Annotated in this window: 18 protein-coding genes; 6 read left to right on the forward strand and 12 right to left on the reverse strand. The window is 56.9% G+C overall.

Annotated features, from left to right (window positions below):
- Nucleotides 1-60 precede the first annotated feature (60 nt).
- Complete coding sequence (gene argS, locus IE099_RS06560; RefSeq protein ID WP_189568546.1) at nt 61-1821, reverse strand: arginine--tRNA ligase; 1761 nt, start codon at nt 1819-1821, stop codon at nt 61-63.
- Between the two features lie 246 nt (nt 1822-2067).
- On the opposite strand from argS, the gene IE099_RS06565 reads away from it, so the two are divergent.
- Entirely contained in the window at nt 2068-3447 is a 1380-nt protein-coding gene (locus tag IE099_RS06565; RefSeq protein ID WP_189568549.1) for a sulfatase family protein, read from the forward strand.
- A 5-nt stretch (nt 3448-3452) separates the two neighbouring features.
- The gene (gene nspC, locus IE099_RS06570) at nt 3453-4643 is read left to right on the forward strand and encodes a carboxynorspermidine decarboxylase (protein WP_189568552.1); all 1191 of its coding nucleotides are present in this window, start codon (nt 3453-3455) and stop codon (nt 4641-4643) included.
- On the opposite strand, the gene IE099_RS06575 is transcribed toward nspC, so the two are convergent.
- A complete protein-coding gene (locus IE099_RS06575; RefSeq protein WP_189568555.1) occupies nt 4613-4885 on the reverse strand; it encodes a hypothetical protein in 273 nt (90 codons plus the stop codon). The two genes, nspC and IE099_RS06575, sit on opposite strands and share 31 nt — an antisense overlap.
- A gap of 11 nt (nt 4886-4896) precedes the next feature.
- Here IE099_RS06575 and ruvB point away from each other — a divergent pair, with 11 nt between their 5' ends.
- Nucleotides 4897-5919, forward strand: a complete 1023-nt coding sequence (ruvB, locus tag IE099_RS06580; RefSeq protein WP_189568557.1) for a Holliday junction branch migration DNA helicase RuvB — start codon at nt 4897-4899, stop codon at nt 5917-5919.
- Nucleotides 5920-6034: 115 nt separating this feature from the next.
- On the opposite strand, the gene IE099_RS06585 is transcribed toward ruvB, so the two are convergent.
- The 6 genes from IE099_RS06585 to IE099_RS06610 all read right to left on the reverse strand — a co-directional run bounded on the left by IE099_RS06585 (nt 6035) and on the right by IE099_RS06610 (nt 12037).
- Complete coding sequence (locus IE099_RS06585; RefSeq protein ID WP_189568560.1) at nt 6035-7885, reverse strand: glycoside hydrolase family 97 protein; 1851 nt, start codon at nt 7883-7885, stop codon at nt 6035-6037.
- Nucleotides 7886-8040: 155 nt separating this feature from the next.
- Complete coding sequence (locus IE099_RS06590; RefSeq protein WP_229809421.1) at nt 8041-8460, reverse strand: VOC family protein; 420 nt, start codon at nt 8458-8460, stop codon at nt 8041-8043.
- A 23-nt stretch (nt 8461-8483) separates the two neighbouring features.
- A complete protein-coding gene (locus tag IE099_RS06595; RefSeq protein WP_189568563.1) occupies nt 8484-9461 on the reverse strand; it encodes a helix-turn-helix transcriptional regulator in 978 nt (325 codons plus the stop codon).
- 18 nt (nt 9462-9479) lie between these two features.
- Nucleotides 9480-9839 (reverse strand): VOC family protein, encoded by a 360-nt coding sequence (locus IE099_RS06600; RefSeq protein ID WP_189568566.1) that lies wholly within the window; start codon nt 9837-9839, stop codon nt 9480-9482.
- 84 nt (nt 9840-9923) lie between these two features.
- The gene (locus IE099_RS06605) at nt 9924-10415 is read right to left on the reverse strand and encodes a hypothetical protein (RefSeq protein ID WP_189568569.1); all 492 of its coding nucleotides are present in this window, start codon (nt 10413-10415) and stop codon (nt 9924-9926) included.
- The gene (locus IE099_RS06610; protein ID WP_189568571.1) at nt 10412-12037 is read right to left on the reverse strand and encodes an AAA family ATPase; all 1626 of its coding nucleotides are present in this window, start codon (nt 12035-12037) and stop codon (nt 10412-10414) included. The genes IE099_RS06605 and IE099_RS06610 overlap by 4 nt, the downstream gene beginning before the upstream one ends.
- 142 nt (nt 12038-12179) lie before the next feature.
- Between IE099_RS06610 and IE099_RS06615 the strand changes: the two genes are divergently transcribed.
- A complete protein-coding gene (locus IE099_RS06615) occupies nt 12180-17600 on the forward strand; it encodes an apolipoprotein A1/A4/E family protein (RefSeq protein WP_189568574.1) in 5421 nt (1806 codons plus the stop codon).
- 124 nt (nt 17601-17724) lie between these two features.
- On the opposite strand, the gene IE099_RS06620 is transcribed toward IE099_RS06615, so the two are convergent.
- Together IE099_RS06620 and IE099_RS06625 are read right to left on the reverse strand one after the other, a co-directional pair.
- Nucleotides 17725-18126 (reverse strand): hypothetical protein, encoded by a 402-nt coding sequence (locus IE099_RS06620; RefSeq protein WP_189568577.1) that lies wholly within the window; start codon nt 18124-18126, stop codon nt 17725-17727.
- Between the two features lie 74 nt (nt 18127-18200).
- Nucleotides 18201-19127 (reverse strand): SRPBCC family protein, encoded by a 927-nt coding sequence (locus IE099_RS06625; RefSeq protein WP_189568580.1) that lies wholly within the window; start codon nt 19125-19127, stop codon nt 18201-18203.
- 95 nt (nt 19128-19222) lie between these two features.
- Here IE099_RS06625 and IE099_RS06630 point away from each other — a divergent pair, with 95 nt between their 5' ends.
- Complete coding sequence (locus IE099_RS06630; protein ID WP_189568583.1) at nt 19223-19642, forward strand: DUF4174 domain-containing protein; 420 nt, start codon at nt 19223-19225, stop codon at nt 19640-19642.
- A 26-nt stretch (nt 19643-19668) separates the two neighbouring features.
- On the opposite strand, the gene mpl is transcribed toward IE099_RS06630, so the two are convergent.
- Complete coding sequence (gene mpl, locus IE099_RS06635; protein ID WP_229809422.1) at nt 19669-21048, reverse strand: UDP-N-acetylmuramate:L-alanyl-gamma-D-glutamyl-meso-diaminopimelate ligase; 1380 nt, start codon at nt 21046-21048, stop codon at nt 19669-19671.
- A 157-nt stretch (nt 21049-21205) separates the two neighbouring features.
- Nucleotides 21206-22477, reverse strand: coding sequence for a hypothetical protein (locus IE099_RS06640; protein ID WP_189568589.1), 1272 nt, complete (start codon nt 22475-22477; stop codon nt 21206-21208).
- 167 nt (nt 22478-22644) lie between these two features.
- Between IE099_RS06640 and IE099_RS06645 the strand changes: the two genes are divergently transcribed.
- Nucleotides 22645-25155 (forward strand): DUF6288 domain-containing protein, encoded by a 2511-nt coding sequence (locus IE099_RS06645; RefSeq protein ID WP_189568591.1) that lies wholly within the window; start codon nt 22645-22647, stop codon nt 25153-25155.
- Nucleotides 25156-25170: the final 15 nt, after the last annotated feature.

A 25170-nucleotide genomic window follows, 5' to 3' on the forward strand; every position in this document is an offset into this window, starting at 1 on the left:
TAGAACGAGCAGCGCGAGACTAACTCGGTCTTTGCTTCTCTTCGACAACTTCATTGGAAACTACATCTTCTCTGGCACCCCAATCCCCAGCAAGCTGAGACCAAGCTTCAAGACCCGGGCGGTCACTTCACAAAGAGTGAGGCGAGAGGCCTTGGTGGCGCCTTCGGATTTCAGCACGGGGCAGCTTTGGAAAAAGGAATGATAGGCGCGTGCGAGCTCCAGGAGATAACTCGCCAAGACGTTGGGACGAAGGTCTTCCAAGACCTGCGGAACGACTTCGCCGAAACGGGCAATCATCCGGGCCAGATGAATCTCGCGCTCGTCCTCCAGAATCAGCTCGTCTCCCCCGAGGGCAACTTCCTCCTCCAGCTTGCGGAAAATACTCCGGCAGCGCACATAACTGTATTGCAGGTAGGGCGCGGTATCCCCTTCCAGCGCGACCATCTTTTCGAGATCATAGGTATAGTCTGATTCGCGGCGATGAGAGAGTTCCATGAACTTGATGGCGCTCAGTCCAATCAGCTGGGCCAGCTCTTCCTTCTCCTGATCATCTTCGAGAAAACTCTTCTCCGCCACCGACTTCCGCGCCGCTTCCACCGCGTCATTGATCACGTCCTGCAGCTCGGGCAAATCTCCCGCGCGAGTTTTCAGCGGAGTGCCGTCCGCGCCCAGAATGGTGCCGAACTTCACGTGCACCAGCTCGGCCTCGCAACCGCGGCGCTTGGCCACCTCGAAGAGACGGGCGAAGTGCTCCTCCTGACGAAAATCGACCACATACCAAATCACCTCCGCCTGCCATTCCTTGAGCCGGAAGTCGATGGTCGCGATATCGCTGGTGGCATAGTTGAAGCCGCCATCGCTCTTGCGGATGATGAAGGGATAGTCCTCCACCCCCTCTTTGGTGGTCTTCAGGAAAGGGTCTTTCTTGGGCGGTAATTCGCCGGCCGAGAAGACACAAATCGCGCCCTCGCTCTCCCGCGCCATGCCGCTGGAGACCATCTCGTCCACCAAGGGAGCGAGTTGGTCGTTGTAGAAACTTTCGCCCAGCCAATGATCGAAGCTGACTTCGAGACGGTCGTAGATGTCGTTCAGGCCCTTTTTGGAAAGCTCGATGCAACGCTTCCAGATGGCGGTGTTTTCCTCGTCGCCACCCTGGAGTTTCACCAATTCGGCGCGGCAGGCATTCGCAATCTCCTCGTCGGACTTGGAGGAGCTACTCCCGAGACGATAGAGTCTCAGCAGCTCGCGCAAAGGCTCTTCTTCGAGCGCGGTTTCGTTCAGCTCTTTCTTCCAAGCCCATAGCACCATCCCGAATTGTGTGCCCCAGTCCCCGATGTGATTGTCACGAATGACCTCGTGCCCGAGGAAAGCGGAAAGCCGTGCGAGCGCTTCCCCAATCACAGTCGAACGGATGTGCCCCACGTGCATGGGCTTAGCTACGTTCGGAGCGGAAAAATCAATGACAATTCGCTTTTTGTCAGCCAGCTCGGGGACTCCTAGACGCTCATCTTGAAAGACTCCCTTGAGATGCTCGGCAAAGAAAGCGGGCTCGAGCTTGAAGTTGATGAACCCCGGTCCCGCCAGGGAGCAAACCACTTTTCCCGCAAGGGCGGCTTCCAGATCTGCCACCACCTCTTCGGCCAAGGCGCGGGGATTTTTCTTAGCAACTTTGGCCAGCATCATCGCGGCATTGGATTGATAATCTCCATGACGAATATCGGAAGCCGCCACCACCGCTACCCGATCGAGGTCCGCACCCTCGATTCCGTTCTTCGCAAATGAGTCTACCAATACGCCCCGCAGGGTCTCCGCCAAAGTCATGGAGGCTAGTTGCCTGCATTGCGTCCTTTTTTCAAGTCCCGCGTGCAGCTGAATCCAAACGAACCCAGCAGCCCTTTCCCGCTTCCATCACCCAGAGTAAAATCTCCTCAAGGTGACATTGAACTAAGAATCAGGCGATAGATGTCGTAGTCTCGACCACTTGCTCGTTCCGACTTTTTCGGCGCGGGTTTTCAATCACTTCATTTTCTCTTGGTCAGCCACCTCATCTCTCCGCAAGCTTCTCTTATGAAACCCCTTCTTCTCCTTCTCACGAGCGCCCTGCTCTGCGCGGCCAAGACCCCGCTCAATGTCATCGTCATTTTTACCGACGATCAAGGATACGCCGACCTCGGCTGCTTCGGCTCCAAGACCATCAAAACCCCTCACATCGACCAACTCGCCAAGGAGGGACGCAGGTTCACCTCCTTTTACGTTGCCAGTCCGGTGTGCTCGCCCTCGCGCGCCGCGCTCCTGACCGGAAACTACCCCAAGCGGATCAACATGCATCGCCACGTTCTGTTCCCCAAGTCGACCTTTGGGCTCAATCCGGAGGAATACACCTTGGCCGACCACTTCTCCTCCCACGGCTACGCTACCGCCTGTGTCGGCAAGTGGCATCTCGGTCACAAGCCCGAGGTCCTTCCTCGCGCCCATGGCTTCGATTCCTATTTCGGGATTCCCTACTCCAACGACATGAACCATCCCGACAACTCCAAAAGACCCAAAGGCGGATCGGAAGGAATGGATGTGCTCTGGAACGATCCCGAATCCGCTATCACCGCTTGGAACACGCCCTTGGTCGAAAACGAGACCATCACCGAGGTGCCGGTCGATCAGCGCACCATCACCCGCCGCTACACCGACCGCGCCATCACCTTCGTGAATGACTGTGCGGAAAAGGAAAAACCGTTCTTCCTCTATCTGCCACACTCCATGCCCCACATCCCCCTGTATGTGCCGGATGAGGTGCGCGATGCCGACCCCAAGAACGCCTACATCAACGTCATCGAGCACATCGACGACCAGGTCGGCCGCTTGGTGAGCACTTTGCGCGAGCTCGAAATCGCCGACAACACCCTCATCGTCTACACCTCCGACAACGGCCCGTGGCTGACCTTCAAGCACCATGGCGGAAGCGCGGAACCCTTGCGCGAGGGCAAAGGCACCAACTATGAAGGCGGCCAGCGGGTCCCTTGCGTCATGTGGGCCCCGGGTCACATCAGCCCCGACACCACCTGCGACCAAATGATGTCCACCCTCGACCTTCTCCCCACCCTGGCCTCCATCACCCGGACCGAACTACCCGAAGGACATAACTGCGATGGCTACGATGCTTCCCGCATTGTGCTGGGCGACGAGGCTTCGCCGCGAAACGAGTTCGTCTACTACACCTCCAACGGCACCCTCGCTGGTATCCGAATCGGGCCTTGGAAACTCCTCGAGTTGACGAGAAAGAAAAAACTGGTCCAGCAACTTTTCAACTTGGAAAACGACCTCTCCGAGACCATCAACCTCGCGCCCAAGCACCCTGAAATCGTGGCGCGCCTGCAAAAGCGCATGAAGGAGATTGATGACGAAATCACCCTTAATGCTCGTCCGGTCTGGGGAGTCTACAATCACAAGTAACGTTCGTGTCGCAATACCTCATCTCCCTCCCGGCCCTCGAAAGCAACGCCAGCATTCTGCGCGAAGTCGCCGAGCGCTCGGGTGCCAAGATCGTTCTCGCGCTCAAGGCCTTTTCCCTCTGGCCCACCTTCGCCAAACTGCAGCCCTATCTCTCGGGTTGTTGCGCCTCGGGGCTTTGGGAGGCCAAGCTTTCCCAGCAATATTTTGGCAAAGAAACCCTCACCTATTCCCCCGCCTACACCCGGGGCGATATCGAGGAGCTGTTAGAATTCACCACCCATCTCGATTTCAACAGCCTGTCCCAATGGAAGAGCTTTCGGGAAGTGTGCCTGACGCATCCCCGCGCCCAAGCGGGAGAGATTCATTTCGGTCTCCGCATCAATCCACTGCACTCCACCGGTGAGACTCCACTCTACGATCCTTGCTCCCCCGGTTGCCGTCTGGGGGTCACCCGCGACCAGCTGGAAGGCGCCGACCTCAGCGGGCTTTCCACCCTCCACTTCCACACCCTCTGCGAGCAGCCCGCCAGCGATCTGGTTTCCACCATGGAGGCCGTCGAGCGTGACTTTGGCCATCTGCTGGCCAGCCCGCAGTTCACCGACCTCAACATGGGCGGCGGCCACTGGATCACCAAGCCCGATTACGACCGCGAGGCCCTCATCGCATTGGTGCAGCGCATTCAGGAAAAATACTCCATTCAAGTCTGGCTCGAACCCGGCGAAGCCGTCGCCATCCATACTGGGGTGCTCCACGCGCAAGTTCTCGACGTTTTCGAAAGCCAGGGCACGCGCCATGCCGTGCTCGACATTTCCGCCACCTGCCACATGCCCGACGTCCTCGAGATGCCCTACCGGCCGGACGTCTTTCTAGTAGCTGATGGCGAGCCCGCCGCCACCCCACCCGCAGTCTGTCTGGCAGGAGAGAATTACCAGCTCGCCACCGAACAAGGCCCGCACCTCCACCGACTCGGTGGCCCCAGCTGCCTCGCGGGCGACTCCATTGGCGACTACGCCTTCCCGCGCCCGTTGGAAATTGGCGACACTCTCGTTTTCGACGACATGGCGCACTACACCTTCGTCAAGTCCACCCTCTTCAACGGCGTTCCGCATCCTGATTTGGCTTTGCTGCACGAGGGAGGAGAGATTGAGACTGTGAGGCGGTTTGGCTATGAGGATTTTGCAGGGCGGTTGGGATAGTTTTTCATTCCAACCGCAGATTGACGCAGATGAACGCAGATTCGATTCATTGAGACAATCTCAGTGAGGCTCAATTGAATCATTTCAAAATCATCACTTTTCAAAATCCTTAATGAGCACAGGTCCGTCAATCTGCGTTCATCTGCGTCAATCTGCGGTTCCCAATTCCCTCCCCAAGAAAACCCACCCCCTGCAAAAGACAGAAAACCTTCGTGCTCTTCGCGCCCTTCGTGGTTAATCATCAGAACAGCACATGACCGACCCTTTCGATCCCAAGCTGGCACCCGAAGAAGACACGCCCTTCGATGTCTCTTTGCGTCCGCCCGATTTCGCTGATTTCCATGGGCAGGAAAAGGTCAAGGACAGGCTCATTCTCATGGTGGAGGCCGCGCGCCAACGGGGGGACGTCTTGGAGCACGTGCTGCTCTCCGGCCCTCCCGGCTTGGGGAAAACCACTCTCGCAAACATCATCGCCGCCGCCACTGGCACCAATCTCCACACCACCTCCGGACCCCAAATCGAAAAGGCGGGTGACCTGGCTGGCATCCTCACCAACTTGCAGAAAGGCGACCTTCTCTTCATCGACGAGATTCATCGCCTCCACCCCGCGATCGAAGAGTATCTCTATCCCGCGATGGAAGATTATCGTCTCGATATCATCATCGATTCCGGCCCCTCCGCGCGTTCCATTCAGCTCAACCTGCCCAAGTTCACCCTCGTGGCCGCGACCACCCGTGCCGGAAAGTTGACCGCGCCTCTGCGGTCCCGATTCGGGCTAATCAATCGGCTGGACTACTACACTGCCGAGGAGCTTGCCTTCATCATTGAGCGCACCGCCAGCATCATCGATGTCCCCATCAGTGCCGAAGGCGCACTCGAGGTCGCACGCCGTTCACGCGGCACTCCCCGCATCGCGAACAACCTGCTGCGCTGGGTGCGTGACTATGCCCAGGTCCGCGCCGAAGGCGAGATCACTGGTCCCGTCGCCATCGCGGCCTTGGGGATGATCGATATTGATTCCGATGGTCTCGACGAGATGGACAAACGCCTGTTAGAGGCTCTCATCTACAAGTTCCAGGGAGGCCCCTGTGGGCTCAAAACTCTCGCCACTGCGGTGGGCGAGGACGAGTCCACACTGGAAGAAGTCCACGAGCCTTTCCTCATCATGCAAGGTTTTCTCAAGCGCACTCCGCGTGGTCGCGTGGCACTCCCTCCGGCCTATCACAAGATCGGAGCCGAGCCCCCCAGTCCGGATGGACAGGGAACTCTACTCTAACGGAATTGCGACGAAGCCACCCTTCCCGTCTGAGCGAGGTCGGACGAGATGGGAGAATGGCCTTTTGGCATATGACGAGAGCACGGGGGCGAGTAGGAGCACTCGCGGTCCGGGCCTATTCGGCAAGGGAGAAGATGAAAGCCGCTCCGCCGTTCTTGGCCATGGACACGCTCATCTTGTCTTGCGAGCTCACTTCTTGAGTCGCGCGGGAAACCTCGGTAGGCTTTTTGCCGCTGGGATCGGTGTCGGTGAAAATGCGGGCCTGATACTTCTGTCCTTCTTTCAAGAAGTCCAAGTTAAGCGAGATTTCGCGCTCCTTCTGGCTATTGAGAACACCCACAAACCACTTGTCGCCCTTCCGTCTCGCCATCGCAACATACTCTCCGATTTCCCCCTGCACGAAGCGGGTTTCATCCCAAGTCGTGGAGACCTCCTTAAAGACATCGAGCTCGGGGCTGATGCGGATGGTCCCGGGGCGATCATACCAAAAGATGAGCTGCAAGGGACTGTAGTAAACGATCGAGGCCGCCAACTGATGGGTTCTGGTAGTTTGAATCCGACCGCTGTAATAGCAAACGGTGTAGTCGCCAGCGCCACAGAGATAACGGGTGTAGGCGAGGTTCACGTTGTGCTCGGCAGTGGGCATTTGCTCGTTTCCACCGATCCCCTCTTGAGTCAAAAGGTTCGGATAGGTGCGGCTCCAGCCCGTCGGCAGATAGTGGTCGTGCACATCCACCATCAGCTCATACTCCGCACACTTCTTGATCGCTTCGTGCAACCAAACGGTCCACTCCTGAGCCCCCACATTGACGAAGCCAAACTTGATCCCGGAGATGCCCCACTCTTTGTAAAGCGGCAGCAAGGTATCCAACTGCTTTTCCAATGCGCGTCGATTGACATAAACGAAGACGCCAATCTCGTGCTCGGTGGCGTAGCGAATGATCTCGTGAAGATCGAATTCGCCATGACTGCGGGCAGGGTCGACTGTAACCGTGGTCGCATCAGACGAGTTCGAGCGCTCCGGTCCATACCAACCCGCATCCAGCAAGAGATACTGAAAGTCCATCTTCACCGCAATATCAACACACGCCTTGGCCTGCTCGGTGGCTAGCTCCGCACGAATCGCCTTTCCAGGCCGAACCCACGACGGGTCTTCAATCGCGCAGGGCTCGTTCAAGTTAGGAACCAGCGTCTTGTTCTCAATCAACTCCCCTTCGTCCGCGCCCATCATCACGTAACGCCAAGGGCTGGTGAAGTCGCCTTTGCTTTTGATTTTCCCGGCCAAGTCAGGAATCACGGTATGAGCCTTGTCGGGTGAAGGCTGGAATCTCATGCGGGCCGAGTCGACCAAAGCCGCTTCGCCCAAAGCAACGAATGGCCCCTTCTCCACCTCGATGACAATCGGACGGATGCGGTTAGGGGTAAGCTCCGAAAGCCGGCTTTCCAGATAATCTCCTTCCACTTCCCGCGTGCTCCACAGCGGGTAGTCCCCACCAAAGGTGAACTCGCTCAACTCTCCCGAGATGGTCAAGGGCTTCTCGGAGCTCAGGTGATAACGAAAGGCGAAGCCTTCATCATAGCAACGCACCTCCAGTTGAAAGGCTGGAGCCTCTCCCTCCTCTGGGGCAAAAGTCACCAGCGCCTGATGGTAGTGGTCTTCGATCTCGGCCTGTTCGCCCAGGACTGGCTTCCACTTCGACTGATTGGTCTTCCGCTCGGTGGAAGAGATCACCAGCTTGTCCGAGGCGACTGCGCTTCCCTCGACGGTCAGACCGAGGCGGGAAGGAAGAATGACCTTCGCCTCACCGTGCCACAACTCGTAGCCGGGCTGGCCCTTATCGTTCACAAAGACACGGGCTTTGATCTCCTCGTTGGGAGAATGCAGTTCGATTTCGGTCGAGGCCTCCGCGTGAACGAGTGCCAGTTGGGAGAAAAATAGCAAAGAGGCAGGTTTGAGATCTATCATGGGTAGTTCAGTTTAGAGCCCCTCTGTAAGGTGATTCAAGAGACTATCTTTCAGCAACTTCTTAGCAAAAACCCTCAGCCTCTGAATCACGGAAAATCGCGCAGGCTGAAGCCATAGCTCCAACTTGCGCGACCCTTTGAATAACCTCGTAAAAGCTAGCTGATACTATGCAAACCGACGTGGTTGCCCTCGCAATCTTCGAAGACCGCGATGAACCCATGGGGAGGAATCTCCATCTTCTCGAGCACCATCTTCCCACCCGCTTCCTTGATTCGCGCGATGATGGCGTCGAGCTTCCCGTCCGCATTGAGATAAACCAAAGTGCCGCCTGGGCCCGGCTGACAATGCTCGACCTTTAAAAGTCCTCCGCTCACGATGCCCTCTTCGTAGGGAAACATCACTCCCTCGCAGGTCTCCGACTCCATCGGAGCCATGGTGATATCGAGGACCTTTTGGTAGAAGCTTTTCGCCCGGGAAAGGTCCGCCACATAAATCTCAAACCAATTCAACGCATTCTGTATATTGCTCATATCTGTTAGGGAATCAGTCAACTCACTCAACTGACTCGCGCTCATTTGAACACGACGCGTTGACAACCCTATGTCAGGAGCGTTTCGGGTAGCTCGGATTTTTCGGTTTTATATTGGGCAGCCACTCCACGGGCAGCGGAAACAACCTTCTCCACCAACTCCTCCGGGGCAACCGCCCGCACGCCAGTGCCCAGCCCAAGCAACCAGGCGGCCAGCCAGTCGAGCGAAAAGGCCTCCGCACTGAGCCGCGAGCGACCATCCGCCAACGAAGTTCTCTCGATGCGACGCGCTGGCATGTCCGAGAGCAAACGCTCCAGAGCCCAAGCCTCGCACTCGACCACCACGTCCACGAGGTCTTCCCCATCCGCCTCACATTCGAGAAAGTCCATGAGCGAAAAGTCATCATGTCCCTCGAAGCATTCTTCTGACAACTCCCACCGCGAGATGCGGTCGAGGCGGAAGTCGCGCATCGCTTTCCGCAGGCGGCACCAGCCCAAGAGGTGCCAATGGCCTCCGTAAAAAACAACCCCGAGGGCCTCAACCACTCGCTCCGAGATTTCGCCGCGTGAACCCGTATTGTAGCTGAGCGCGAGACATCTCCGTCGTACCACCGCCTCCTGAACGCACATCAGCGAGCTCACCTCCTCCTGATTCTTTCGCCCACTCCACACCCCCAGCGAATTGCCCAAGCGGCTGAGATAGTCCTTTTTCTCCTCGGGTAAGACGGAGCGCACTTTCAGCAAAGCACCCCGCAGCGATTTCTTGAGAGACTCGTCCCCGAACTGCTCGGCCAATTCCCCGCTCATGAAGAGCGCGGCGGCCTCGTCCTCGGTAAACATGACCGGCGGCATGTGATAGCCGCGCATCAGGCAATAGCCCACCCCCGCCTCTGCAACGATGGGGACCCCGACCTCGCCGAGGGCCGCGATGTCGCGGTAAACGGTGCGCACCGAAATCTCGAAGTGGTCGGCGATTTGCTCCGCCGTCACCACGCGCCGCCCCTGCAGCATCAGTACCATGGCGGTCAGTCGGTCGATTCGGTTCATGGCCTTGTTCGTGAAATTCTAAAGCCCCTTGTCTGACCAAACTGCGAACTCGTTTCCACTCGGCTCGCGGAAGTGAAAACGGCGACCCCCGGGAAAAGAAAAAATCTCGCGGGTAATTTCCGCTCCGGCCTTTTTCACTTTTTCCAAAGTCTCTTCCAAGCCCTCGCTATAGAAAACAATAAGTGCTCCCCTACGCTCCGCGCTGGTGGCGAGGTCAGCCTGATAGAATCCTCCGTCCAGGCCTTCCCCCGAAAAGGCGGTGTAATCCTCCCCATAATCCGTGAACTCCCAGGCAAAGGCCTTGCGGAAAAAGTCTTTGGTCGCGCCCAAGTCCTTGGCTGCGAATTCGACGTAGTTGATTTTCTCGTGAGCGCTCATGGAATGACCACCCCATACGAAACACACTCTCCTGACAACCCTATGTCAGGAGGGTCTCGGAGATTGGACAGCCAACACCTGCAATTAGAGCCGGCTGCGACGCTTGTTAGGCGATACCGGAGGGTTCATGCGCATCACACTTCTCTCTTCGGAGCTCCGCACCACTTCGGCCTTATCCCGTCCATGGGCGTGCACCATCGCGGCCATTCCTGCCCATAGCACAGTGAGAATCAGCACCAAGGGACTCCAGAAGAGCCCCCACAATGCCAAAATCGGCGAAGCCATCGCGATGAGAACGAGCGCGCTGAGCATCAGCATCAAACGCCGCCCCACCCCCGGAGTCCCTTCAATCGAGAAAACAGCTCCAAAGGTCAGGATGACCATCACGATGAGAGAAATCGGCGAACTGCTGCCCACCTCGCTCATGGCAGGAAAGCCCTGGGCCTCGTAGCCAGCCTTGAGCCACGCCGCGAAGCCATCACCCGCCCCCATGACAAGACAGACTAGCCCCACGACCAAGCCCATCCCGGAGGCCAGCCAAACTGTTGGTGAAGCGAGTGAATGCGGTTTGTTCATGCGTCGTTTTCAGCCGCTGGAGAAGCGTCTGAATCGCGACTGTAACTCAAAACTACCATTTCACTCAAGAATTTGTCTGGATCGGCGACCGCATCGGGAGTCAGGACAAACTCCCGCTGTCCGGTGTTCTTCTCTATCAGCTTGATACCGAACTGGTAATCCTTGAATCGCTCGCGGCAAACCTGCAGGACACTTCTTCCCTGTTCAGTCGCTCTTTCCGCCAGGGCGAGCACTGCCTGGTCGTCCAGCTTGACCGAAACCTCGTGCTTTTCGCTGAATTCCTTCTCCCAAATCTCGACTTCGCTGCGGGTCTTCTTCACGTCCACGCGCTTGCCGAGTTCGGCGAACTCCTTGAGCTTGGCCTCGCGGTTTTCTAACAAATCACGGTCGATGATCAACTCGCTGACCGAGGTGCCAGGCAGGTCGAACTTGAAGTCTCGCAACTGTTTTTCCAGAACGGTCATCAGGGCCCGGGCCCCCGTCTCTTCTTTTTCAGCCAACTGGGCAATCATCTCGATGGCATCGGGCTGGAACTTGGCATCGATTCCGTAAGCCTCGAACTCGCGTTCATACTGGCGCAGGATACTGCCCTCCGAGTCATTGAGAATCTTGACAAAATCTGCTGCGGTGAGCTTTTCGCAAATCACCCGCACGGGAAGACGGCCCACGAACTCGGCCTCGAAGCCGAACTCGACAAAGTCCCGGGTCTCGACCTCGCGGAAGGATTCGCCATCCAACACCGCCTCCGAAATCTCGGCGCCGAATCCCATCTGACCGCTCTTGAGGCGGCCCTGCACCACTTTCTCCAAGCCGGAGAAAGCACCGCTCACGATGAAGAGGATGTGACGGGTATTGATGGTGTCCTTGTTCGAGCCCCCGCCGGACCGCATCTGCATCATGGCCTTCATCTGGGCGCGCATGTCCATCGGATTGGTCATGGGCACCTCGGTCTCTTCCATCAACTTCAATAAAGTGGTCTGCACTCCGCGTCCGCTGACATCGCGCCCCGACATTCCGGGCTTGCTCGCCAGCTTGTCGACCTCGTCGATATAGATGATGCCGTATTCCGCCATCTCGACGTCGCCGTCGGCCTTTTGCACCAACTCGCGCACCAAGTCATCGACATCACCGCCGACATAACCAGTCTCCGAGAACTTGGTGGCATCAGCCTTCACGAAAGGAACGCCCATCAACTCGGCGATGTGTTTGACGAGGTAGGTTTTCCCCACCCCGGTCGGTCCCACAATCATGACGTTCTGCTTCTGATATTCCATCCCATCAGGAAGCTTGCCACCATTCTCTTCCTCGAGGGCACGCATCTGTTTGGCGTGGTTGTAGTGGTCGCAAACTGCGATCGCCAAAGCCTTCTTGGCCTCATCTTGTCGGATGACAAAGCGGTCGAGGTGACGCTTCACATCGCGGGGCAAGAGGTCGAAATCAAAAATCGACTGGGACTCGACCACCTCGACTTCCTTTTCGCCGTCATCATCGGGAGTGGGGGCATCCATCCCGCCAATATCGAAACTCACATTCCCGAATTTGCCGAAAAAATCTTGGAAGACTTTCTGCAATTCTTCGGGGGTTTTCGGGTTCTTGGGCTCCTTGGGATCGTCTTTGGGCATGGGCAAAGTCTTCACCAGCTCACAGGGATTTCAACCCGCTTTGTGTCCAAAAAGAGGCGAAAATTGGAATCGGAGGATTTTTTTCGCACCCGGCTGTCAGAGGCCGGGATTTGGCAGGTAGTCCCAGTCAACCGGGACCTCCATGAAACGCCTCACTCTCCTCTTCAGTCTCTTCGCAGCCGCCCTTAGCCACGGCGCGGTCAACGAGACCATCTCCACCGTCACCATCAACAGCGGCCCCTATGTGATAGCCTCCGACGCCAGTCGAGAAGGCTTGGACCGCGATAAAATCAGCGTACGAGTCGACTTCAGCTACGTGAGCAATTCAGGCGGAGTGGAGTCAACGGACTTTCGCATTGATCTTCAGGTTCGCGAAGCAGGCACCAATGCGCTGGTCAGCACCGATCAGGGAATCCCCTTCTCGGTCAACGCGGGAACGATTACCACCAACGATTTCCGCACCCGCACCATCACCCCGACCTCCACCCTCGTTCCTTGGAAAAACTACTACGTGCGGGTCGGACTCTTCGAACAAACCACGGGAAGCACCTACGTGCTGCAGGATAGCCTCGACACCACAGCGCAACAATTTCTCCATTTCGAAAACACCGACAACTCCGACACCGAGGTGAATGTTCTGGGGGAAATCACCTCCATCGACTGGGACCGCCGCTGGGCTCTCCAAACCCATACCGATCCCGAGAAACAGAAGTTCAAGGCCACCGCGAACATCACTCTGCATCGCTACGATGACTATCTGGAGACAGTCCCTGACGAACACCTCATTGGATGCAAAGTGACCTACGAGCTGCGGGAGGAAGGCTCTAACAACCTCATCGCGGTGGCGGACGACGACGCCAACTTTGGCCGCAATATGGACGAGTTTCACTACACCGGTTCGGTGCAGGAGCCCTACACCCGAGAGGTCATCAAGGAATTCACCTTCAAGCCCACGACCCAATTGGCCAGTCTCTCCTCGACCTACTATGTCCGCGTGAGCCTTTCGCACGAAGAGGTGGAGGACTCTTCTATTTACTTGGATGACCAACAGAATGTGAGCTCCTCATCGGAGATTTTGCATCATTTCAACGGCCAACTGGTGGGAGTCAATGATGGCAACAGTGTCAATCTGATCATGGACTCGCTGGACAATGCCGACGACCGGGTCAACGACCAGATCATTGGCGGCAAACTCTTCTCCATCGTCACCAATCCTGCGGGAACCATCGAGGGCTATCCCAACTACACCTTTGCCGCCACGCGGGAATACTTTGTCCACCTTTACGACGACGGGCATGCCGAGCTCGAGGACCTGTCCTTTCCCATCGACATTACCATCCCGCTGCAAGGCTTGATTGGGTCTGTCAATTTGATCCGCTTCACACGCTCGAATATGTATTTCGACGGCAATGGCGTGCATGCCGATATTTCCCTGATTCTGCCAGCCGGTCTCGGGGTCCACAATCAGAGCCCGGAAAACACCCAGCCCAAGGTCTACCAGTCCACCCTGGATGCCGGCACCCGGCTCATGACCACCACCTTGACTCCCACTGCGGCGAACATTCTCTTCGTCCATCCCTCGGGAGCCAAATATACTTTGGTAGAAGAGATCAAGCCCATCGCCATCACCTCGGCGTCCATCCTCTGGGATGTAGCCGAAGGGGCGATTCAACCCGGGGGCGCGATCACGGTGCAATACATCCGCGACCACGAGGAGCAAGTGCTGGCCAGTTCGCCCCTCCCCGCAGGCGACAAATTCTATCGCTCCAACGAAAACTACTACAAGCATGTCACGGGGGTGACGGCTCAGCTTCCCACCCCGAAGATCGAGCCTTCCACGCTGGGCACGGCAGAGCTCAGCATCGAACTCGAAATCGAAGCGGGCGATTTTCACAGCCACTTCCCCTACGACGCCGAACTCTCTTGGGCCGACCCGAGCGTGCTCGCGATCGAAAATGATCTTCCGGTCCCCACTGACAGCTCGCTAGACAACCCCGGGAACCTATCCGTCAGCTTTGCCCGTGATTGTGCGGATGCGGCGGCAATGGGCTGCGGGGCCATCGGTCTCGCTACCGCGAAAATCACTCCCACCGCCGACCTCGCCTTCACTCTGGATGGAGGTCTGTCCACGGGCGGAGACCTTGTTCAGCTTAGCTCGCGACGCGATGTGGTGATGGGCTACATTGATGCGCTCTCTTCTTCAACGGTCACCTATGCCCATGACAGCACCATCTTTGCCAACGGACGCTTCCTCATGGCAGGTCACTTCATCTCGGGAAAAGAACAAGGTCTGGACCTAAAGAACGGACCCGGCCGAATCCTCAGTTCCGGTTTCTCCGCAAATGACACGAGCGTTGATGAGCGCCCGGGGACGCCCGAGTATTTGGCGGGGCTTGCTGACTATCCTGGAATGAACTACCGCGTGGCAGACGAAGCCTCGGTAAGTGCAGTCAGCACCATCGGTGGCGTGACCACCCCCAGCTACACCCTTTCCAACCGGGCAAAATATTACACCCGATTGTCGGGGGTCAGCGGCATCCACGAACCCTCCGCAAATCCCTTCACCGGTCCGGTGCAAATCTATGGCTACGACTTTGACTTCACCGCCTTCGGTTTCTCTTTCCTATCCAGCGAAGTGCACGAGTCCATCACTGCGGGCAGCATGGACGTCCCCTATCCCTCGGAGTTCACCTTAGCGTTCGATCCGCTTTACCTCAACTGCTTGGGAGCACTAACCACGGCAGAAATCGATGGCGGAACGCTGGAGGATGACCTCGATTTCTGGCAAGCTCCCTTCGTCGCCAGCGCGGCCCAATTCGAGCCTCCCGCCGGGGGCGAGTGCGATCCCTCGGAGGCCTATCTCACCCTTGGAGTCACCGCCTACGCCTCCAATTTCTCGACTGCCCTCGCTGGCAAGCTTGGCTTCAAGGCGGACGGCAATCTCACGACCCTGCAGGACTCCGACAACGGCACTGGTCCCGAGGGCGTGGACTCGCGGCTCAGCCTGACCAGCAACGCCTATATCGATGGCCCGGGTGATGAACGCTATCACTTCACCCCCATTGCCGACGCCTACTTTGACAACTTCTCACTCGCCGAGAACCAGAGCGCCGACGTCGGCCTTCTCAATCTCCACGGGCAACTGGATGTCTCCTTCTTTGAAAGCCCGATCGTGCACGTGCAAACCGGCGCCAAGCCCGACAATACCACCGACCTCATCTACATGCTGGGCGGCTGGACCGAGGCTGGGATTCGTACCGAAGACAGCGCGGACTTTGACCCCAACAATCGGGGGAGGCCGGCTAGTGGAACTCTGGCGAACTATCGGAGCGCGACCTCGGCCGACCACCAGATCCATGCCGTGCACGACTGGCTCAATGTCGTTGACTTCGACTACGCCCTGCAATGGTCCACCGCTTCCCGCTCTTTCAAATCCATTGCACCCAAAACGAACGACCTCATGGTGCTAACGACCGAGAATGAGCTCACCTATCTCTCGGCCGAAAATGCCGAACTCGATTTCGGAGCATCCCTTGATCTCGGCATTCCGGAAATCAATCTCTCCTCCCTCGCCATCAATGCAATCGACGAGTCTACCGGCGTATTGGAAGCCCTGACCCAAAGCCTCGCGCAAGAAGCCACCGATGTGCTGCTCGAGGGGCTGGATGCGGGTGAAAGCCTTCTCAATGACAGGCTGGACGAACTCTTCGACGAGCTCTTCGAGTCGGCCATTGATCCCGTAATTGAAGATTTCTACCACGTCCTCGCTGCCGCCAATGGTGACCCTGTGGCGATGCAGAACGCGATCGACACCTTCACCAATACCAACGGACCCGGCACTCTCTATTATGCCTTGAGAAACCTCACAGGATCCCCCGGAGACTCGGGGTCTTTGGCCGACTCGGTAGACCATTCCTTGGCCCAGGTGCAAGCGGCGATTCGGGCGGTGATTGGACAGGTCCAGTTCGATAACAGCTCGGAAGTCATTCTCGGGAACCCCACCCTAACCGTGCCGGAGGACACGGTGATTGCGGCCGGAAGCACCGCAGTGGAAGGACTCTTTGCCCGCACCGATGCCGACGGAAACGGAACGCCCGATGAGCTGGGTTATGAGATCGCAAAGGTTCTCGTTATTGCCCTGTTGGAAGAACTCGCGCCCGAGATAGCGGACAACCTTTCCGCCGTTCTCAATGCCGCTGCCGGAGCCCTGCTGGCGGAAGTCGAAGACGAGCTGATCTCGGCTCTGGAGGAAGTCGCTCCCTCCATCGAGGCGGTCAAGGAGACCTTGATGGAGATTCACAACACGATTGGGGATATTCGGGAAGAGCTCACTCTCTTCGAGGCGTTGGAAGACGCCTTTGCTGCCAGTAGCGCGGAAATCTTCATTCTCTTAGACAGCGTGGAATCAGTTGCAGAGGAGTTTATCGAAACTGTGGACCTCACCGAATACACCGAGGAAGAGGTGAAGGAACTTCTTCACATTGCCCTGCGTGACCAGTTCGACGGTTCTGCTCTCATTGGCGAGGTTCGCGTCATTTTGGCCTCCTATTTGTATGACCTCAATGCCTCCCTCAACGAGGGCATTTCTTCCGGCTTTGCCCAGCTCAATCGAATGCTTACCGAGTTGGTCGAAGATGTGATGCCAGTTGATTCCGGCCTCCAGAACCTTCTCGACGATTTGGCAAGTGTGGGTACCGCAGGCAAGATCGACGGGTATGCGCACATCAACGGAGATGCCTTGCGCACCCTGCGGCTGGATGCGGAGATCGAGCTTCAGCTCCCCGACGAATTCAACATCGCCGGCTACTTCGAAATCAATCAACTCGACTCGCTCGGAAGCGATGTCTGCAGCTATGAAAGTGATGGAGAATATGCTGCCGAGGTCAAGATGGGGGCCGTCGACATTCCCGCCCGCTTCCTGGGAGGCGAACCCCGCTTCGACATCGAAGGCAAATTCACTTTCGACACGGGCAGCGGTTTTTCACTCCGCGGAATGGGGGGCTCCTTTGAAATGACGGGAGGGAGCTTGGAATTTGAAGCGATGGAGGTCACCTCTTTGGGTGCAGCGGCTATGTTCGGCATCGACGAGAACTACATGGCGGCGAAAGTGGGACTGGAATTCGATTCCTATCAGCTGGCGGGCGGCGTGTTTTTCGGCCGCACCTGTAGTTTAGAACCTCTCCGATTGGTCGACCCCGATGTGGAAAACGTGCTCGGCGATCCCCCCTTCACCGGAATCTATGCCTATGGCGAGGCGCAGATTCCCATCGTGAGTGTGGGTTGCCTCTTTAGCCTGAGCGCCAAGGCTGGCGTGGGCGTGTTCGTTTTTGCCGAAGGGCCGACAGTGGGCGGCAAGATGCTTGTGGGAGCATCAGGGCGCGCTCTTTGTGCCGTAGAAGTGGGAGGCGAACTGACGCTCATTGGAGCGAAGGTTGGCAATGACTTCAACTTCTCGGGCAAGGGGCGCGTGTTCGGCAAAGTGGGCGTCTGCCCGCTCTGCACCGAATTCAACAAGTCCGTGACCCTGACCTACAAGAACGACAAGTGGGACTACGATTACTAAAGAAGGACCGCGAGTGCCCCCACTCGCCCCAGCGTTCCGTCAGCCATAACCCCACCAGCACACTCTCATAGAAATCAAAGCAACCTCTATGGAATTTCCACCTCCTTCAGGTGGTCCTATCTCTCTACCAAGAACAGTCCCTATAGTAGACCACCCCCTCTTTATATTTCAGGAAGCGAGTCCAGCCTTCTTCATATTCGAAATACGTCGTCTCGTCTGCCCTCGGAGGATCCCACCATTCAGGAGCATCACCATGCCCTAAATTGGCATACGTTCGATTCGGGTCTTTCTCGCTAAATCGAGTCTTGAAGCCCATGCTCTTGGCGTATTCCTCGTAGTCTTCTGGAGGAAGAGACGCCTTCACCAGCCGAACATAGTCAATGACCCCTTGGTAATATTCCTGCTTGTTCGTCGCTGACTTCGGAAGCCTTGCTATCGCTTGAGATGGGACAACCAAATCAACCACTACTCCTCCAACCACTAGCAGTAAGAGGACTGCGATACTTACCAAACATCCGCGGCTCATATACCCCTATCCATTTCCCGAGATGCCGACGAGTTCGTTGGGGCGAGTGAGGGCACTCGCGGTCCTTGGGTGACTTAGCTTTTGGAGGGGAAGTGGACCATGGTGACCAACTCTTTCTCGGACACCTCGGCGGGATCGTTTTCGTAGATCTCGAAGGGATGGATTCCCCGGCTACACTTCCACACCTTGGCGCGAATGCGTGCCATCCCCGCAGACCAGGCATTGCCGAGATGCAGGTAAGCTCCGGTGTGGCGAATGCGTTCGACGTCACAGGAGGGAATCTTTCCCGAAACCAAGTCCTCCGGCAACCAGCCCGGAATCTTTTCCACCGGAAAGCCCAGCGTGTAGGTCGTCGTGCCCTGCGTCACAGACCACTTGTGATAGATGGAAAGCGCTTTCCCACTTGGCGTGATGTGCTGGTCCTGGGCCCACTTGATGATGCGGTGCATATCGGCCTCCATCTTCTCGGCCACGTCCGCAATACGGCAGGTGGTCTTGACCCCAACATAGGACAGTCCCGGAAACTTGCTCTGCCCCAGGAACTCCAACTTGGAAGGAACCTCACCCTTCTGCATCAGGTCCTTCAACATCGCGAGACCACGCTTGTAATCCAAGCCGATCGCCGCAGCCATCATCCCTTTGAAGAGGAACATATAGAATGGCAGTTTGCCATCCATCAACCAAGTGGTGCGGGTGCGATCCCCTTCCCGACCGAAAACAAAGCGGACCTTGGCCGTCGATTTCCAAGGCGAGTGAAAGGTGAGGTCATACTCGATGAACTCGTTTTCGCGCTCGGCTGTGACCTTCATTTCCCCCGACCCCACGATGTCACCTTTCCACGAATACTGGCTGCCATCGGGGGCGAAATCGAGGGCGCAATCCGGCTCGGCACAAAGCCAAGGGGACCACGTGGGCCATGTCTTGAAGTCACGCACGGTGGCGTAAACTTGTTCTACTGGAATCCCGATCAGGGTAGACCGCTCGACCTCGAAGTTGCTCATGGGCGGGAAGCTGTCAGGAGTGAATCTCAGACACAAGCCCTTCTCTCAATTGAGACACAAATTGGACAAGTCGGCCAAAGAGTCTAATTTCGGGAGTGAAAGCCCTTTTTGCCAGTCTCCTTGCCATGACTCTTACCTTACCAGCCAATCCATTGAAGAACTACCAATGGAAGAACCGCATTCTCCTGATTCATCCCAGCGCGGACCAAGCCCAAAAAGAAGCCCTCCGACAGCTGCTAAAGAAAGAAAAAGAGTCCCTCGCGAACCGAGATCTGGTCATCATCAATCTCTCGAAAACGGCTCTGGACTGGCCTCAGGTCATTTCCATGCCGGGTGAAAAGCGGGAGGAACTCCGCGAGAAGTTTGCCCTTTCTCCAGAAGGCAGCACCTTCATCCTCATCGGAAAGGACGGCGGTGAAAAGGCCCGGCAATCAGACACCCTGAACTTACAGGAACTGTTCACCCGCATCGACGGCATGCCGATGCGGAAAGCAGAGATGAAGGTCGCAAAGTAACTTTCCCGGCCTTTTTTGGGAAAAGTCTATCCCTTCAAAGCATCCAGCAACTTGCCGTGGATGCCTCCGAATCCGCCATTGCTCAGAACAGCGACCAGGTCCCCTTCCTGGGCTTCGTCTGCGACCCAGGCCACGATGTCTTCCACCGAGTCAATGCTCCGCACATTGCCACCCGCCGCATTGGCATCGATGACGAGTTGCGGGACATTGAGCAGGTCGTCCTCCGCGATTTTGCCCGCCTCCAGAACCGGAGGAACGACGGCGAGGTCCGCATTGGCCAAGGCTCCCGCGAGATTTCCTTTGTGTGCTTCCTGTCGCATGGTGTTGGAGCGAGGCTCGAGGACCACAATCAGGCGGCGACCGGGATACCCTTCGCGCAGACCTTCGATGACCAGCTCGACGGCAGTGGGATGGTGGGCAAAGTCATCAATGACCGTCACCCCCCGCTCCACGCCCCGGACTTCCTGGCGACGTTTGATGCCCGCGAAGGAAGCAAGCCCCTCGCGAATCTCGTCATCACTCAGACCAGCCTGGCGCGCGACGCAAATTGCCATCGCCGCGTTGCGCACATTGAACTCGCCCGTCATGGGAAGAAGGAATTCCTCGCCATTCAGTTTGAAAGTCGTCTTGCCATCCTTGGGCACCATTTCGCTGATGCGGACGGCGCAGTTTTCACCCAAGCCCACGAGCTGAATCGGGCACGGAGCCGCGTCCACCAGGGTGAGGGAGTTTTGGCAATCTCCGTTCAAGAAGGCCACTCCATTGCTCGGCACGATGCGAAGGAGGCGGGAGAAGGTCAGAAGCACCGCGTCGAGGTCCTCATAGATGTCGGCGTGGTCGAACTCGATGTTGTTGATCACCGCCACCTCGGGCAGATAATGGAGGAACTTGGAACGCTTGTCGAAAAAGGCGGTGTCGTATTCGTCCCCCTCCAAGACCACGAACTCGGAGTCGGTGAACTCCGCCCCACGCTCGAAGTTTTTCGGCACGCCACCGATCATGTGGCTGGGATTGCGGCCCGCGGATTTCAGGAGCCACGCCACCATCGAACTGGTGGTGGTTTTTCCGTGGGTGCCGGCGATCACGAGATTCCGCTTTCCACGCAAAAAGTGTTCCTTGAGGACTTCGGGGAGAGATTGGTAGAGCAGCTTGCGGTCGAGAACCTCTTCGGCCTCCTCGTTGCCCCGGCTGACGGCATTGCCCACGATGATGACCTCGGCCTCTTCCGGAATGTTCGAGCGCTTGTAGCCTTCGAACAATTGAATCCCCTCGCCCTCCAGGAAGGTGGACATGGGAGGGTAGACGTTGGTATCCGAGCCCGTGACCTCAAAACCCGCGCGCTTCATCGCCGCTGCCACCGACCCCATCGCGGTCCCGCAAATACCTATAAAGTGAAAGTGCCTCACGCCTGTAGCCAAGCGGATTAAGCCCTTGCGGGAAAGCTTCGCGCCCGAAAAACAGCGTCATCTCGTCGGGCTGCTCTTCGCCTCGGGAAATCAAATCTCTCATCGAAAGCCTGTCGTTCCCAAAAGAACAGGGTCAGCCCCTGGCGCTCTCGTGCCCCTACTCCTCGAGGTCGGCGAACACTTCATCGTAGTATTCAAAGAGGTCGCTCTCGCCGACTGCCTTTTGAAAAACCGAGTAGAGAACCTTGGCCTTTTCATTCTCCTCAAGGTCCAAGAGATAATCCAACGCTGATTCGTAGAACACTTCCTCATCGCGTCCCTGCTTAAAGATTCCGGGAATCTCCTCGCGGATCTGCATCAAATTGCTGCTGGCCGCCAGACTAGCAGCGCAGGCCCAGGACAACGGATTGTCTTTCAGTCCTCGCAAAGCAGCTTCTCGCGCATGCTCCATATCTCCCAGTTCATAGTAGCAATCTGAAACCATCTCCAAGACATCACTATCCCAGCCAAAGAGTTTGGCGTGACTGGCGAACTCTTCAATCGCCTCATCATAATTCTCATCCGCACTCAGAACCGAACCTTTGAGGTAGTGCCACATCGGACAATCGAAGCCTTCTTGTCTGGCCGCGGCGAGTTCTTCCAATGCCCCTTGCACTTCTCCCTTAACCTGAAAGACCGCCACCTTCATCACACTCGCAAAGTTGCGGAAATCGTCAGGCAACTCGGTTTCCGCCAAAGCGAAGATGGGCTTCTCCAACTTGACCCAAGAATCCGGATCACCCATATCCAGAGTCTGCATCGGCACTACCACCGCCATCACGGCCGGGAACCACTCGGGAACTTTATCCCCCATATTCGCGATCAAGGCTGCGGTCATGATGCTGGTGGTGCGTAGTCCAACCGAAAGATCCTCGAAGTCATAGGCCCGATAGATATCCTCTTCCTTCACCAGCCACCACCGCATGGGAGTGGTCACATTCAGTTCGTTATCATAGAGGCGAACATAGACGATGCGCTGACCTGCCTCCAATTTTTCTATTCGAAGGACCTTGAACTTATCGTAGGCAAGCATCTTCAAGGGAGCGCTCATTGCGTTGATCGCCGTCGGCAAGGCCATTTCGATTGCCCTCACCTTATCTTCTGCAACTCCCTCAAAGGCACCTGCCTCTTTGGTGGCATTAAACAGTCCTGTTGCGGATAGAAATCGGGTGGCGTCGAGCTCCTTCTTCTTGCGGGTTGCTTTGGAAAGCTGATTGAAATACTGACGAATGGCCTTGGGAACCTTCACTGGCTCTGCTCCTTTTTCTTCAGAAAAAACGTCGAGCGCCTGGGCTAACTTGGGGTCGACTTCCACCTCTTCAAGGGACTGGGCTTTTATCGATGGAATACCAAGGGAGGCGATGACCAGAAACGTCAGAATGTTTCGCATAAAAAGGAGTCTAACCTTTCCCAGCTGGTCTGAGAAGAAACTTGGGATGCACCAGCCCTCTTTTTAAGCCGACACCGACGGCGAGAAAATTTCTCGCAAGATTGATTTCGGAAAACAGTATTGCTAATTCCGCTCGTAAAATCCACTTTCTGACTAACTTGAAAATCATGAGACTCACTCCCTCCTCCCGCGGCCTTCTCAGCATGGTCTGCCTGTGTGCCCTTTCCGTTTCCACCCCCGCCCAGGCGGCTCTCCGTCGAGGAGAATCCCCTGTCCCGGACTTTACTGCAGGAGGCGAGAAGGACGACAAACATGATTGGAACCTCGGACCGACTGGCGCCAGAGGATGGATGTGGGGCTACAAACTCCAGACCAGCAAAGCGCGTCAAATTCTAGTCACCGAAGTCGCCGCAGGCTCACCGGCGGATGGAAAACTGCAGGTGGGCGATGTCATTCTGGGGGTCAGCGAAGAATCCTTTGCACACGATCCCCGTATGGAATTGGGAACTGCCATTGGCGAAGCGGAAGCTGGCTCGGGCGAACTGAGCCTTATCCGTTGGCGCGAAGGAGAAACGAGCACCGTGGTTCTGCCGATTGGAAAGAAAGGCGCCTACAGCGAGAACTCTCCCTTTGACTGCGGAAAGTCCCAGCAGATTCTCGCCGAAGGATGTGCTCACATCGCGAAACGACTCGAAGCGGACTTTGCCGAATTTCGCTCGCCTCTCAGCAAAGGTCCGGACCGCTTCCGAACCTACTCCAGTGACGACATCATGAACGCGGTGGATGCCATGGCGCTGCTCGCCAGTGGCAAGCCGGAGTATGCCACCCTGGTCACCCGCTACGCCCATGCCTTCGCACCAGTCAATCTGGAGATTGCGCTGCATTCCCACAGTCGGATGGCCTCCTGGGGCTGGGGCTACATCAACCTTTTTCTCTGCGAATACTTTCTGGCAACAGGCGACGAAGCCGTCCTTCCTGCCATCGAACTCTACACCACCAACATCGCCAAAGGACAAAGCTTCATCGGCTCCTGGGGACATGCCATGGCGTGGCCGGACAAGAATGCGGGCAAGCTCCACGGCGTGCTGTCCGGCTACGGAGCGCTCAATAGCGCCGGCCTGATTTGCCATCTCTCGCTGGTGTTAGGAAAGGAATGCGGAGTTAAAAACGATGAGGTCGATGATGCCATCGCCAAGGCGAACAAGTTCATTGGCTTCTATGCCAACAAAGGCTCGATTCCCTACGGAGATCACCTGCCCAACTGGGACCGACATGATGACAACGGCAAAAACTCGATGGCCGCAGTCCTCTTTGATCTGCAGGACCAGAGCGAGCGCGTCCGCTTTTTTTCAAAGATGACGGTAGCGTCCTACGGCGAGCGCGAACGAGGTCACACCGGCAACTACTTCAGCCTCCTCTGGGGACCGTTGGGAGCCCGACGGGCAGGCAGCGAAGCCACCACCGCATTCATGAAACCCCAGCGCTGGTTCTATGACTTGAACCGTTCTTGGGACGGCAGCTTCCCCTATCAGGGCGGGGCCAACTCGGGGAAAGGCGAGCACTCCTACGCGGGATGGGACAGCACCGGAGCCTTCATGCTGACCTACGCGCTCTCTCTCAAAAGACTCTATATCACCGGTCGGGGAACCTCTCCTGCCAATCAGTTGGCGGGCTCGGAACTGGACTCCGTGATTACCGATGGCGCGGACTTCACCGTCTGGGACGAAGGTCTCGCTCCTTATCGTAAAAAGACTGCAGAGGTGCTTTTGCAAGACCTGCAAAGCTGGTCCCCTGCGGTGCGCTTCCGGGCGGCCCAAGCCTTGGCTGAAAAGGAAGGCAGTGAAGCCCATCTTCCCGACCTCATCGCGATGCTCAATGCCGAGAACCTCACCGCCCGCTATGGAGCCTGTCAGGGTCTGGCCGCTTTCGAGGAACGAGCCCAATCCGCGGTCGAGCCTTTGCAAGCCCTCCTCTGGTCCGAAGACACCTGGCTCCGGATTCAAGCCGTGTCCGCGCTTTCCAATATCGGAGAAGCTTCCAAGTCGGCAATCCCCGCCCTCCTTCGCCTGGCGATTGTGGAAGACGAATCCGACCCTCTGGAAATCACCCAACGCTACCTGGCTCTCGGCCTCTTTGATTCCAAAAAGATTCTTGGCAACGTCGGCTTGTTAGCCAACTCGGTTGAAAACGTGGATCGGGATCTTCTTTTTCAAGCGGTTCAAAAGATTCTCACCAATCCCGATGGCAGAACGCGGGAAACGGTGGCCTCCGTCTATCGCAATCTCAGCTACGAGGAGCTGAAGCCACTGCTGCCAGCGATTCTCAAAGCGATCAAAGAGCCCAGTCCCAGCGGCGTGATGTTCGCCAGCGGAATCCGCATCAATGGCATCGAACTCTTGGCAAAATATCGCATCGAAGAAGGAATGGCACTCTGCCTTGATATTCTGGAAATTGACAAGTGGGGCAAGCGCAAGCGATTGGACCAGTGTCTCTCCGTCCTGGCCACCTACGGAGGGGCGGCTAAGCCTTTGCTTCCTCGCCTTCGTCAGTTGGAAAACGACCTGCAGGTCCATCCCGAAGCTACCGGCCTGACTCCACAGAGAGAATACTTGCACCAACTCATCAAAGACATCGAAACAGCGGAAGAAGAGGTCGAGCTGCGAAGCATGAAGGAGTAGGGTCGGAATAGAGGC

Source organism: Roseibacillus persicicus (assembly GCF_014651675.1).
GTDB classification, from domain to species: Bacteria; Verrucomicrobiota; Verrucomicrobiia; order Verrucomicrobiales; family Akkermansiaceae; genus Roseibacillus; species Roseibacillus persicicus.